Raw genomic sequence first — 14,321 nt, forward strand, 5'->3', positions numbered from 1 at the left:
CAATACATTAAGATCACTCATCAATACAAACAACACTTATGTTCCATGAAAAGAAGTGCCCAACATCTGTACTATTGAACTGTTCTCGATTGGTGAGATATTACTTTTTGATGACGAATGTTACTTAAACAATTAAAGCAAAATATGCTTATAGTATTTTTCCAAATAAGAAACTGCTTGACTAAGTAGTAGATTTATAAAACAACTCAAATAAACAAATGAACTTAGCTTTTGCCTTTTGTGCCCTTTACCACGATTTCTAGAACCCCCACCAATTCAGCATTCTGCTTTTCTAAAGCAGCGACATTCGCAATCGTCTTGTCTAATACTTCTTGTTGGACATGCATTTTTTTTGCCATATCTTGCATAATTTCAAGACCTTTTTTGAGGTGCAGCTCTAAATGCAAGACTTTTTCCTCTAGCCTAACAATATCCTTTGCAGCATCAGTAGGTTGATTATTTTTAAACAAGAACCAAAACAAAAATAAAACTGCCAACAGCAATAATCCAATAAATCCCCAAACCATCATTAAGCCCATTACATTCCCCAATAAATTGTTTTTTTATTATTTAAATATTAAAAAGATTCACACAAATCTAATAAGCGATTCGCATAACCCCACTCATTATCATACCATGCAAAAACTTTTGCTTGATGCCCCACGACCATCGTTTGCGTCAGGTCAACAATTAATGAATATGGCGAATGATTAAAATCGCTTGATACCAAATCTTCATCGGTCACTTGCATAATTTGAGCATAGTCAAACTTAGCAGCTTTACTTAGAACTTCATTAATTTTATGAACTGTGATCGGTGAATGTGAAACAAATGAAAGATCTATCGCTGCAACATTGATAGTCGGTACACGAATAGAGTACCCATCTATACGACCATCCATTTTTGGCATCACGCGTTTTAATGCGCCCAAAGCACTTGAAGTAGTAGGAATAATATTTTGTCCAGACGCTCTGGCTCTTCGTAGATCACGATGAGCATGATCCAAAACTGATTGATCTGCAGTCACTGCATGGATCTCGGTCATGAGAGCAGTATCAATGCCAAAAGCATCATCAATAATTTTGACCAAAGGCACTAAGGCCTGTGTCGTACAAGAAACGCTAGAAATAATTTGATCAGTAGGTTTGACATCAGCATGATTAACACCATAGACGATAGCTGCATCAACAGAATCAAATGGTGCTGCACCAATAATTACTCGCTTTGCACCTGCATCTATATGACGTGTTGCATCAGCTCTCGATCGAAATAAACCTGTACATTCGAGCACAACATCTACAACCAAACCAGCCCAAGACAATAGTTCAGGCTGAGCCTGTTTAAATACTTGCAGTCTTAATTGTCTTTGATTTGAATGAATATTTAAAAAAATTTGTTCGTTCTCAATCTCAATATCGACTTGACCAGCAAAACGACCATGCGTTGTATCATATTTAAAGAGATGAACTAAAGTTTGAACATCAGCAATATCATTAATCGCTACAATATCAAATTGAAATTGCTTAGGGCTTTCAAACCATGCACGTAATACATTTCGACCAATTCGACCAAATCCATTGATAGCGACACGTTGCATGCAAAGCCCTTATATTCATCAAAACATCATATTTTCTTGCTATATGGTAAAACATGATCAGCCTTGTTGAATATAGATTTTTAGCTGAAACACAGTTTTATATGATATTGCTTGCAAAATCGTTGGTCGGGCACACATTTTCCGTTATAATTTAGCACTTTTAAAATCTACGCCATGTAAATGCGCTTTGTTTGCAAAAATTCAAAAACAACTCGCCTATTTTACATATAGCCAAATTCAAAATTATGGAGTGTCTTGGTTGTGAGTACTCGTTTTATGACATCAGCTGAAATTCGTGAAGCATTTTTGCGTTACTTTGAATCGCAAGGGCATACACGTGTCGCTTCGAGTTCACTCGTTCCCGCCAACGACCCTACTTTATTATTCACAAATGCTGGTATGAACCAGTTTAAAGACTGTTTTCTTGGGTTAGAAAAGCGTGACTATGTACGTGCTGTTTCTTCTCAAAAATGTGTACGTGCAGGTGGTAAACATAATGACCTAGACAATGTAGGTTACACAGCACGTCACCATACTTTCTTTGAAATGTTAGGTAACTTCTCATTTGGTGATTACTTCAAACGTGATGCATTAAAATTTGCTTGGGATTTTTTAACGAACGAGCAATGGCTAGCATTACCTAAAGATCGTTTATATGTCACTGTTTACCATACTGATGATGAAGCATTTGATATTTGGAACAAAGAAATTGGTTTAGATGCAAGCCGTATCATTCGTATCGGTGACAACAAAGGTGGTCAGTACGCATCAGATAATTTCTGGGCTATGGGTGATACTGGTCCGTGTGGTCCTTGTTCTGAAATTTTCTATGATCATGGTGATCACATTTGGGGTGGATTACCTGGTTCTCCAGAAGAAGATGGCGATCGCTTTATCGAGATCTGGAACAACGTATTTATGCAGTTCAATCGTACTGCTGATGGTGTGATGCACCCTCTCCCAGCTCCATCTGTAGATACAGGTATGGGCTTGGAACGTATTTCTGCTGTTCTACAACATGTTAATTCTAACTACGAAATCGACTTGTTCCAACACTTGCTAAAAGCTGCTGCAAATATCATCGGCATTCAAGATGAAGGACAACCATCATTACGTGTACTGGCTGACCATGCTCGTTCTTGCTGCTTCTTGATTGCTGATGGCGTAAACCCATCAAATGAAGGTCGTGGTTATGTTCTACGTCGTATTATCCGTCGTGCAGTACGTCATGGTAATAAGCTAGGCGCTACAGGTACATTCTTCTACAAGATGCTACAACCATTAGTCGAAGTTATGGGTGAAGCTTATCCAGAGCTTGCATCACGTAAAGATGTGATTGAAGCGACTTTACTACGTGAAGAAGAACAATTTGCAAAAACACTTGAGCAAGGTTTGAAGCTTTTAGAAGCTGAGCTTGCACAGTTGAAAGATACTGTGATTCCAGGTGCAACTGTATTTAAACTTTACGACACTTATGGCTTCCCAACTGACTTAACTGCTGATATTGCACGTGAACGTGGTTTTACCATCGACGAAACTGGCTTTGAAGTTGAAATGGCTGCACAACGTCAACGTGCACGTGACGCAGGTAAATTCGCAGTTGACTATAATAGTATTGTAAAAGTTGAAGGTGAAACTCAATTTGATGGCTATGATGCAACTCAAGGTCAAGGTCAAATCGTTGCAATCTACAAAGACGGTACTCAAGTTGATGAAATCAATGAGGGCGATGAAGCGCTTATCGTTTTAAACCAAACGCCTTTCTATGCAGAAAGCGGTGGTCAAATCGGCGATACAGGTATATTCAAAAACGATACAGGTATTTTCGAAGTACAAGATACTAAGAAATCTGGTGGTGCTTTTGTGCATCAAGGTATCGTGACGATGGGTAGCTTAAAAGCAACTCAAAATGTTGAAGCAACAGTTAAAGCAGATATTCGTGCTGCAACAGCGCGTAATCACTCTGCCACTCACCTTCTACATGCAGCTTTACGTCAAATCTTAGGTGATCATGTTCAGCAAAAAGGCTCATTGGTTGCTAGCGATATTTTACGTTTCGACTTTGCTAACGACCAGCCAGTGACATTTGAACAGCTTCAACAAATCGAACGTCTAGTGAATGCTGAAGTTATTGCAAACACTCCTGTGACAACTGAATTGCTTGACATCGAGTCTGCTAAAGCCAAAGGTGCGATGATGCTGTTTGGTGAGAAGTATGGCGAAGAGGTTCGCGTTCTGTCGATGGGTTCAATTATCGAAGAGAAAAACTTCTCAATCGAACTTTGCGGTGGTATCCACGTTAAACGTACAGGTGATATCGGCTTATTCAAGATCACTTCTGAAGGTGGTGTAGCAGCTGGCGTTCGTCGTATTGAAGCTGTAACAGGAACTAAAGCTTTAGAAGCTGTTCAAAAAGCTGACAGCGATATCCAAACAATTAATGGTTTGTTGAAAGCTCAGAAAGACCAAACTGTAGAAAAAGTTGAAGCAATTGTTGAGACTGCATCAAGTTTGCAAAAACAAATTGAACAGTTAAATCAAAAATTAGCAAGTTTCCAAGCTGCTGATTTATTAGACCAAGTTAAAGAAATTGCTGGTCGTCAAACATTAATCACAACCGTAAAAGGTTTAGATGCCAAGTCATTACGCAATTTGCATGACAGCGTAAAATCAAAATTGGAAGATGCAGTCATTATTTTAGCTGGCGTTGAAGGCGATAAAGTGAGTTTAATCGCGTCCGTCGCTAAACAATATGCTGCAAATCTAAAAGCGGGTGACATTATCAAACACTTGGCTCAAGAGCTAGGTGGTAAAGGTGGTGGTAAACCTGACTTAGCACAAGGTGGCGCGCCACTAAACGAGAAGTTTGACCAAGTTTTTGCAGCATTGCCTGCTTGGCTTGAGCAATAAGAACTTCACTTTTGTGTAACTGACCCTGATGCCTCTCAGGGTCATGGCTTATATGGAACAACTATGGCATTAATCGTTCAAAAATATGGCGGTACTTCTATGGGTACTCCTGAGCGCATTTTAAATGTTGCTCGTCGTGTCAAGCGCTGGCATGATCACGGTCACAAAGTGGTCGTTGTTGTGTCTGCAATGAGTGGTGAAACGAACCGCTTACTTGCGCTTGCAAAAGCCATTACCAACACCCCTGACCCACGTGAATTAGATCAAATGGTGTCAACGGGTGAACAAGTAACGATTTCCATGTTAGCTATGGCACTGAATTCAATTGGTGTAGAAGCTAAGTCATATACTGGTCGTCAAGTTGGTATCAAAACGGACAGTGCTTTTACCAAAGCGCGTATTGAATCTATTGATACTGATGTCATGACCAAAGATTTAGATGCAGGTCGTGTTCTCGTTGTTGCAGGTTTCCAAGGCTTTGATGCCGAAGGAAATACCACAACTTTAGGTCGTGGTGGTTCTGATACCTCTGGTGTTGCAATTGCAGCTGCATTAAAAGCTGATGAATGTCAGATTTACACTGATGTTGATGGTGTTTATACAACTGATCCACGTGTCGCACCTAAAGCGAAAAAGGTTGATCGTATTTCTTTTGAAGAAATGCTAGAAATGGCATCGTTGGGTTCAAAAGTTTTACAAATTCGCTCTGTTGAATTCGCAGGTAAATATCAAGTTCCATTGCGTGTATTATCAAGTTTTGATAATGACGATGACGGCGCATTCGATGAAGAATTCAAACAAAATGTAGGCACACTAATTACGACTGAGGCTGAAGACGATATGGAACAACCAATCATCGCAGGTATTGCATTTAACCGTGACGAAGCAAAATTAACGATCTTAGGTGTTCCTGATGAACCAGGTATTGCATCTAAAATCTTGTCACCTATCAGCAATGCCAACATCGAAGTGGATATGATTATCCAAAACGTTGAAGAAGATGGTACAACTGATTTCACATTCACTGTAAATCGCAATGATTTAGCAAAAGCTAAGGCGATTTTAGAGCAAACAGCAAGCAGCATTGAAGGATGTGAAGTTGTTACTCGTGATGATATCGTTAAAGTATCAATCGTAGGTGTGGGTATGCGTTCACATGCAGGTGTTGCAAGCAAAATGTTTACTGCATTAGCTGATGAAAGCATTAATATTTTGATGATTTCAACATCAGAAATCAAAATTTCTGTACTTATCGAAGAAAACTATTTAGAACTTGCCGTACGTTGTTTACACACAGCTTTTGGTCTAGATCGTGAACACGGCGAAAGCAGTGCACGTGCTTAATTAATAGCTTGTTAAACATATTTACTTTCAAGTAAATAGCAAAAAAAAACAGAGCCACTATAGTTTTTACTACAGTGGCTCTGTTATATTAACCTTTGAGGTTTTTCAGTGATTCTTAACAGAACGTACGAAAAATAATGTTTTTTACATATTTCTGTTGGAATTTTCTGTATATTAAGGCTGTGCTTTCGAACAATGAATTCCCTGTCGCAAGTTTAAGCGTTTAGCAAGGAGATAAACATGCTGATTCTGACCCGTCGTGTCGGAGAAACATTAATGATTGGGGATCAAGTCAGTGTTACTGTGCTTGGCGTAAAAGGCAATCAGGTGCGTATTGGTGTTAATGCTCCAAAAGAAGTTTCTGTGCATCGTGAGGAAATTTACCAACGTATCCAACATGAACGTGCCATGCATGAGCATTTACAACATCTTGATCAGGATTATCAACTTTCGTATGAAGAAGATAATAGCGATTTTCCGCGACATAATAACTTTAATCGTTAATTTTCAGAATTCTCCCCACATAATTAAAGCGACACAAGATGGTCGCTTTAATTGTATTTAAAACCTCAATTTATAAGAAATTATAAACCTAAAGCTTTTTTTACAGGCGCGTAACTACGACGATGTTGATCAATCACGCCGTGTGCTGTAATAGCTTCAAAATGCGCTTTTGTAGGATAACCTTTGTGCTTTGCGAACCCATAATCAGGATATAATTCATCTAAGGTCTTCATTTGATGATCACGTGTAACTTTAGCTAAAATACTGGCTGCACTAATCTCAGCATGAGTCGCATCACCTCCCACAATTGCTTCACATGCAATCTCAATCCCTTTTGGAATTTGATTACCATCTACAATTACTTTATGTGGCGTGGTTTTTAAATTTTCGACCGCACGGCGCATTGCAAGAAATGTGGCTTGCAAAATATTCATTTCATCAATTTCAGTGTGTGTCGCTTCAGCAATCGACCAAGCTAATGCCTTTTCTTTAATCTCTATAAACAACTTTTCGCGTTTCTTTTCAGTTAATTTCTTAGAATCATTTAATCCTTCGATTGGATTATTAGGATCTAGGATCACCGCAGCTGCAACAACTGAACCCACTAGAGGACCGCGCCCTGCTTCATCTACACCAGCAACAAACATAATTTACTCGCAAAAAATTGGCTGCATTTTAGCAGCCAATCAAAGTCAATTGAATACAGAACTATTTTACCACTTCTGATACACAAGCATTCATAGTTTTAGCTACTGCTACACCTGTTAAAGCTGTTCGCGCTTTAGAATCCACTGCAGCAAGTGCCAATTCTGAAGGTGATAAAACAGTAGATGCATTTTTGCCAACGCATTTACAAATTTGGGTTTTCTTCTCTTTCTTCTGGGTCTTTGTCATTAATTTACTTGCAATTTTCCAAGCTGCAAAATCATCAATATCATGATTACACTTAGTCTGTGCAGCAAACTGAATTGCAGATGTTCCTAATTTTAAATTACTTTGCTCACCACTTTGCACAGTACTACAAGCCGCCAAAGCAAAGACCATTGAAATTGCCAAAACAAATTTATTCTTATACATGTAACTATCATTTTAGTTGAATAATATCATGATTAATCTAGCACTCTAAGAAACTAAAAATGATTTGAAATTATAAGAATATCTTCTAAGAAACAAAGCTGAAAATCATCCAGCTTTGTCTAATTTCTTACTTTTATTTCTATTTCTTTAATGCTTCAGACACGCAGGCATTAACAGTTTCAGCAACCACTTGATTCACGATCGTTGCTCTTGCAGTTGGATCAATTGCAGCTGTAGCCAACTCCAAAGTCGTTACACTATTGGGCGCTTTTTCACTTACACACCCACAAACATCAATCTGAATATTTTCACGCTGTTCAGTGGTCATCAAACGTGTTGCTGTTTTCCATGCAGGTAATGTATTGATTTCACTCATACATTTAGCATTAACCGCAACCTTTAATGCCGTTACACCTAACTGTTGAGATGTAGATGGTGTTGTAGAAGTATTTGTATTTGGCGCAACACATCCATTTAAAACAAATAATACTGGCAGAGCCAACAATAATTTTTTCACAACTTTTAACCTTATAGCGACTTAATTGCAGTCGTATTTTGCACAAAGTATTTTATTAAGCAATTGACCGTGCAGACTTATTACATATTTAAACATATCGTTTCGATTAATAATCGTTGCAAGGACAAGACGCTCTGTTACATATACACCGTATGAGGAATAAATAACGCTATTTAAAATCTACAAAATCATATCACAGCTAGGATGTTGCGATGTCAACCTCAGCACAGTACTACACTCGCACAGCACAAGTATTACATTGGCTCATGGCCGTTATTTTTATCGTTGCATGGCTTATTGGATTTTACAGTGGAAATTTTTTAAGTTATGAAGTTGATGGAACGTTTAAAGGCACTGTTATTACACTTCATAAGAATATTGCAACAACCATTATCTTTTTAGTCGTTATAAGAATTTTTTGGCGTTATACCCATCCAGCTCCACAACTACCAAATACCATGTCACCAATGATGAAAACCTTGGCACATATTGGTCATTTTCTATTATATTTAATGTTACTAGCTCTACCAATTACAGGCTGTTTATTCAGTTGGAGCGCTGGTCACCCTGCCCCTGTTTTATACTTATTTGAAATCCCCCGTCTAGTTCAAGACAATCCAGATTTATTAGCAATCGTTAAACCCCTACACATTTATATATCGTGGTTTGCGGGCTTACTTATTGCAGGTCATATTCTCGCAGCGATTAAACATCATCTCATCGACAAAGATAATGTATTGCTCAGCATGCTAAGACAACCCAAATAAAAATTGATATAAAAAAACCGCTTATCGCGGTTTTTTTTATGCATTAGATTTTTCTAATTTCGGTAATCCATTTCTGCTTATCATCATCAGAAATAAATGAAGCTTCAAAAGAGTTAATCGCAAGCTGCTTTAATTCCTCATTTGATAGATTCAAAGCTTGTTGAATCGCAATAAAGTTATCATTCATATATCCACCGAAATATGAAGGATCATCCGAGTTTACAGTGACATGTATACCTTTTTGCAGCAAACGACGAATGTTATGCTCAGCCATATCTTTCACGACACAGAGCTTTAAGTTACTTAACGGGCACACTGTTAAGGGCATTTTCTCTGCAATTAGGCGCGTCATCAGTTGCTCGTCTTCTTCTGAACGAACACCGTGATCAATACGATTCACCTTAAGTAAATCTAAAGCTTCCCATATATACTCTGGAGGACCTTCTTCTCCAGCATGTGCGACGATCAAGAAACCAGCTTCTCGTGCTTTGGCAAAAACACGTTCAAATTTTGATGGTGGGTGCCCGACTTCACTCGAATCCAAACCTATCGCAATAATGTCATCTTTGAATGGCAAGGCTTGTTCTAACGTTTCAAATGCTTTTTCTTCACTTAAATGGCGCAAGAAACACATAATCAATTGAGAGCTAATACCCAACTTTTCTTTTGCATCGGTGCATGCACGCTTTAAACCATTTAAAACTGTAACAAACTCAACACCACGCTCAGTATGTGTTTGTGGATCAAAGAACATTTCTGTATGTACCACTCGATCTTCTGCGCATTTTTCAAAGTATGCCCAAGCTAAATCGTAGAAGTCCTGCTCATGCACTAACACATTGGCGCCAGCATAATAAATATCTAAAAACGATTGAAGGTTATGAAAGTTATAAGCCTGTTTCACTTCTTCAACAGATTGATAAGGAATCTGAATCTGATTGCGCTGTGCAATAGCGAACATCAACTCTGGCTCAAATGTCCCTTCAATATGCACATGTAATTCGGCTTTGGGCAAAGCACGAATCAGCTCGATTTGATCCATATAAACTCCACGTCTAAATAAAAAAGGGTGCTGCCTAACACGGTACACCCTTTAAAGGTTTTATCACTTAGTTTTAAGTGGCTTAGCCACCAAACGCAACAAATTTAAATACCCAAAGTGCAGCAATAATCCACACCATATAAGGTACTGTTTTTGCCTTACCTGTAAACAGCTTAACCAATGCATAACTAATGAAACCCATTGCAATACCATCGGCAATTGAATAGGTAAATGGCATAAATACGATCGTTAAAAAAGCTGGTACAGCTTCAGTAATATCATCCCAATCAATGTGCGTAATTCCTTGAATCATTAACACACCGATAAATAATAGTGCTGGTGCAGTTGCAAAACCTGGTACGGATTGTGCCAAAGGAGCCAAGAATAAGCAGCCGATGAAAAGTAAAGCAACCACAACCGCAGTTAAACCTGTGCGACCACCAGCTGCTACACCTGAAGCTGATTCAATATACGGGGTGGTAGATGATGTACCTAATGCAGCTCCCGCTACAATTGCAGTTGAGTCAGCAAATAGGGCTTTCTTTAAGCGTGGTAATTTACCATCTTGAAGCAATCCAGCACGATGTGAAACACCAACCAAAGTCCCGGTACTGTCAAACAAGTCAACGATAAAGAATACAAAAATAACCCCGACCATACTTGCAGTAAATAGACCTTCAAAATCCATTTGCATAAAAGTAGGTGCGATTGATGGGATATGTCCTACGACACCTTTGAATTCATTCAAACCCAAAACAGTCGCTATTGCAGTGACAACTAAAATACTGATGATGATTGCACCTCGAACTTTTAATTGATGCAAAACAACAATCATTAAAAATCCGAATAATGCTAACAATACTGTTGGCTGTTTAATATCACCCAATCCAACCAATGTCGCTGGATTATCTACAATAATTCCTGCATTTTTAAGCGCAATCAATGCAAGGAAAAGACCAATTCCCCCACCAATCGCAAACTTTAAAGACATCGGAATCGCATTGACGATTGCCTCACGAATTTTAAAGAAACTGATAGCAAGGAAAACAAGACCTGAGACAAATACCGCTGCTAGAGCAGTTTGCCAAGGCACCCCCATACCCAAACACACAGAATAGGTAAAATATGCATTTAAACCCATACCTGGTGCGAGTGCGATCGGATAATTCGCCACAATCCCCATGACCAAACACCCGATTGCAGCAGCCAAACAGGTTGCAACAAACACAGCACCATGATCCATTCCGGTTTCAGAAAGAATGAGTGGATTTACAATGATGATGTAACACATGGTCAAAAATGTGGTTACACCTGCTAGAACTTCTGTTCTAAAGTTGGTTTTGTTATCACTTAATTTAAATAAGCGTTCTAACAGTCCAACTGAAGCATTAGGCGTTGTCATATAGCACCTGTTAAAATCTAAGATCGTAGAATATGAAATCTATACGCTTGTGTTTCAAATAATTTTTTGAATGTACACAAAATGGTATACAAGGCTAAAAGCAATCTACATGCCAGTTTCACGCTTGCTATACAGAGGAGATGTATAAATTTGGTTCCGATTTCAAAATGTAAAAAGCCGCATAACAAGATGCAGCTTTTTTATTTAATGGTAAATATTTTAACAGATTCTAATAAAAACTTGGACACAACCCGATAAAAAAAGCTAAATCCTGTGACATTTTACCTGAGAACTTAATTATTCGCTTCGGTAGGTCGCTAATCGAGAATGCTTCACATAATTTGGATTGTGTTGAATCGAATTTAGGCTATGTTCTGCATCGTTCACAATCTTCATCAGCTCTTGTCTTTTTTTGTTCTGCGAATCAACATAAACCGCATAACCCAAAATAAAAACAGAACAGAGAGTAAGTATTGAAAGTACTATCTTCATTATTATTATCTCTAATGTATGCTTTTCTTAAATACTAACAAATGTGTGCAAAAATGTATATCAATTAACATTTTTAAATCAAAAACAAATGTAATGTCACAATAAATTTTTCCGATAAAAGCTGAATTTGAACATTTTTTACACACTTAAATACTAGAATAATAAAGTATTTTAATCAACAACTTTTACATAAATTCAATTAGATAATTTTAATATTTTACCAATTGATTAATTAATTTTTATTAAATAAGTAATAATTTAAGCTTAAATAGTACCTTTATCGCTTAAAGGTACTATTTGATATTGCTAAAAATCGCTTTTAGAACTGATAGTTAACTCTTACTAAGAAGTTACGTGGTGTTCCTGGCATAGAGTCCGAACGCCAATATTCTTTGTTGGTTAAATTATTCACGGCAAGCGTAATATTCCAAGGATTTGCACTATAACCAATCGCAGCATCAAGTCGTGTAAAACCTTTTAAATCAGTGGATGTGCTATTGAGATTACCATTTGGATAAACTTTTGCATCACCCACATATGTAGCACCTAGCTCAGTATAGATTTGATCTGTCGGCAGATATCGAATAAACAAATTTCCTGTATGCATAGGTGTATTGTTGAGTGGTTTGCCAATATTTTGAGGCGTTACATCATCACGGGTAACCGTTGCATCTGTATAACCATATCCACCACGAACAAAAACATTTTCTAAAGCTTTACCGATAAAGCTAAATTCAAGTCCTTTCGATCGATGTTGACCACCGACTACCCATTCATCAGGATTATTTTGTGCATCAGGTTGATAACGAATGTTATTTTTTCGAATATCATAAACAGAAATCTGAGTGTTTAAACGGTTATCCAACCAATCACTCTTAATTCCTATTTCATATTGTTCGTTGTATTGAGGCTCAGCATCATAAACGCTTGGATTTAAAGTCGGATCAATACTAATCATCCCTCGCCCACCATATGGAGCAAAACTCTTGCTATATGATGTATAGAAACTGTGACTCTCATTTGGTTGCCATACAAATCCTATATTTGGACTAAAACTCTCGCCATCATAAGATTGCTTTTTGTCGGTTAGCATATTTTGCGTTTTGAATTCGAAGTGATCATATCGAGCACCCAACATCATCTTTAAACTAGGCAGCAAACTGATTAAATCTTGAATAAAAATAGCCTTATTTTCAGATTTATGTTGGCTATAAGATGTCATTGGCGGACGACCATCCGCTAAATCAAAAGATTCATAATGATCATTTGGATGGTATGGGTTCATATAACCATAATATTTTCCAGCAAATTGACCACTTGAATAGTTACCTAACTTAGGATCACGATTTTCGTGTGACCAATCAGCTCCAATCATAAAATTGTGTTCAAATATCCCTGTATCAAATTTCCCAGTGATTTCGAATGTATTCATGACGGTTTTATTCATGGTTTCTTGCCATGCGTAACTTTGACGCAAATAACCATTCCAATCACAAATTTTTGGCTTAGCCTCTAGGGTTAAATCATTTTCACAATATGTTCCGCCAAAGAAATTATCAAAATTTTGATAAGCTTGACGATAACTTGCAGCCCAATGAAAATTCCAATTTGGTGCAAACTCATATTTCAAATCAGTTCGCACAGTTTGCAATTCATCATCAATAAAATCAGTACTACGAGCAAATGCATTTTTGATAGAAACGTTGTTTGGAAGATTTTGATACGATGGACCACGATCTGGAGTACGTTCCAATTTATCGTAGGTGTATTGGGTAGTCCAAAGTATTTTTTCATCGTCACTGCGATAGCTTATGCTTGGAGAAAGCATTTCGATCTGCGAACCAATCCCCTTACGAAAACTATTGGAATCAGCTTTTTCACCAGTTAAGCGTATAGCCCAGTTATCATTGATGATTTGATTAAGATCTAAAGTTGCACCAATATTTTCGTATGAGCCAGCATACATACCTATTGAGCTTTTAGAATCAAAGTTGGCAAACTTAGTCACCATGTTGATGACACCACCACCCGCACCACGTCCATAAAGTACTGAAGCAGGACCTTTTAATATTTCAATTCGCTCAACATTTGCAGTGCTACGGCGTAGTTGACCACTTTCTCGGACGCCATCACGATAGATATCACCCTCGTCCGCTTTGAACCCACGAAGCGAAATTCCATCACCACGAGTATCGTAATTTGTTGATACACCTGGGGTTCCTTGAAGCATAACGCTTAAATCATTTGCCCCATAAATCTTATATTTTTGTACATCGATTGTGTCGATAGTCTGAGGAATATCTTTTTTCTTGAGACCATTACGTGTCACATTTGCTTGATCATAATCAATATAACTTTTGATTGGATCTAACTCACTCATTGCCTCAATTTTAATAGTCGGCATAACTGCTGTTTGCAGATTATCTTGATTTGCAACTGCATATTGAATAGGACTTACGCATTGACGGATTCAAAAAAGTACTAAAATACTTTATAAAGTATCTGTGATCAGACGAATTAAACATGCTTCTACAGCAACTTGTACTCTACCCATTTATATGGGCTTTCTCATGACAGAACCGAACTCTATTAGCTGCACACAACTTGCCGAGACTTATAATATCTCGCATGATAGTGTAAATCGCTTTCTAGAGCGTGAAGATTACACA

12 protein-coding genes and 2 pseudogenes are annotated in these 14,321 nt (G+C 37.8%); 5 read left to right on the plus strand and 9 right to left on the minus strand.

Features of this window, described 5'->3' with window-relative positions; translation table 11 throughout:
- Positions 1-224: 224 nt before the first annotated feature.
- Together F948_RS09055 and F948_RS09060 are read right to left on the minus strand one after the other, a co-directional pair.
- The gene (locus F948_RS09055; RefSeq protein ID WP_004912208.1) at positions 225-539 is read right to left on the minus strand and encodes a hypothetical protein; all 315 of its coding nucleotides are present in this window, start codon (positions 537-539) and stop codon (positions 225-227) included.
- Positions 540-577: 38 nt separating this feature from the next.
- Complete coding sequence (locus tag F948_RS09060) at positions 578-1,597, minus strand: type I glyceraldehyde-3-phosphate dehydrogenase (protein WP_004962928.1); 1,020 nt, start codon at positions 1,595-1,597, stop codon at positions 578-580.
- Between the two features lie 261 nt (positions 1,598-1,858).
- On the opposite strand from F948_RS09060, the gene alaS reads away from it, so the two are divergent.
- From alaS to csrA, 3 genes are all read left to right on the plus strand, one after another.
- Positions 1,859-4,507 carry an alanine--tRNA ligase gene (gene alaS, locus F948_RS09065; protein WP_026057440.1) on the plus strand — a complete coding sequence of 883 codons (2,649 nt, stop codon included), beginning with the start codon at positions 1,859-1,861 and terminating at the stop codon, positions 4,505-4,507.
- A gap of 63 nt (positions 4,508-4,570) precedes the next feature.
- Positions 4,571-5,851, plus strand: a complete 1,281-nt coding sequence (locus F948_RS09070; protein WP_004955120.1) for an aspartate kinase — start codon at positions 4,571-4,573, stop codon at positions 5,849-5,851.
- 240 nt (positions 5,852-6,091) lie between these two features.
- Positions 6,092-6,355: a carbon storage regulator CsrA gene (csrA, locus tag F948_RS09075; protein WP_004912217.1), complete on the plus strand. Its 264-nt coding sequence runs from the start codon at positions 6,092-6,094 to the stop codon at positions 6,353-6,355.
- Between the two features lie 80 nt (positions 6,356-6,435).
- On the opposite strand, the gene rnhB is transcribed toward csrA, so the two are convergent.
- From rnhB to F948_RS09090, 3 genes are all read right to left on the minus strand, one after another.
- On the minus strand, positions 6,436-7,002 hold the full coding sequence (gene rnhB / locus F948_RS09080; RefSeq protein ID WP_004962936.1) for a ribonuclease HII: 567 nt from the start codon (positions 7,000-7,002) through the stop codon (positions 6,436-6,438).
- 61 nt (positions 7,003-7,063) lie between these two features.
- Positions 7,064-7,432 (minus strand): hypothetical protein, encoded by a 369-nt coding sequence (locus F948_RS09085; protein WP_004962939.1) that lies wholly within the window; start codon positions 7,430-7,432, stop codon positions 7,064-7,066.
- 139 nt (positions 7,433-7,571) lie between these two features.
- Positions 7,572-7,949 (minus strand): hypothetical protein, encoded by a 378-nt coding sequence (locus F948_RS09090; protein WP_004962943.1) that lies wholly within the window; start codon positions 7,947-7,949, stop codon positions 7,572-7,574.
- A 212-nt stretch (positions 7,950-8,161) separates the two neighbouring features.
- Here F948_RS09090 and F948_RS09095 point away from each other — a divergent pair, with 212 nt between their 5' ends.
- Entirely contained in the window at positions 8,162-8,716 is a 555-nt protein-coding gene (locus F948_RS09095; RefSeq protein WP_004912224.1) for a cytochrome b, read from the plus strand.
- 43 nt (positions 8,717-8,759) lie between these two features.
- Here F948_RS09095 and F948_RS09100 read toward each other — a convergent pair whose 3' ends face one another.
- The 4 genes and pseudogenes from F948_RS09100 to F948_RS09110 all read right to left on the minus strand — a co-directional run.
- Entirely contained in the window at positions 8,760-9,758 is a 999-nt protein-coding gene (locus tag F948_RS09100; protein ID WP_004962947.1) for an adenosine deaminase, read from the minus strand.
- 82 nt (positions 9,759-9,840) lie between these two features.
- Entirely contained in the window at positions 9,841-11,160 is a 1,320-nt protein-coding gene (locus F948_RS09105; RefSeq protein ID WP_004912229.1) for an NCS2 family permease, read from the minus strand.
- Positions 11,161-11,457: 297 nt separating this feature from the next.
- Entirely contained in the window at positions 11,458-11,652 is a 195-nt protein-coding gene (locus F948_RS16705; protein WP_004962950.1) for a hypothetical protein, read from the minus strand.
- 319 nt (positions 11,653-11,971) lie between these two features.
- A pseudogene (locus F948_RS09110) lies at positions 11,972-14,098 on the minus strand (TonB-dependent receptor); the annotation flags it as partial.
- Positions 14,099-14,156: 58 nt separating this feature from the next.
- Here F948_RS09110 and F948_RS16410 point away from each other — a divergent pair.
- Positions 14,157-14,321 (plus strand): annotated as a pseudogene (locus F948_RS16410) (IS701 family transposase); the annotation flags it as partial.

Origin of the sequence: Acinetobacter junii CIP 64.5, from assembly GCF_000368765.1 — a bacterium.
Lineage (GTDB): Bacteria > Pseudomonadota > Gammaproteobacteria > Pseudomonadales > Moraxellaceae > Acinetobacter > Acinetobacter junii.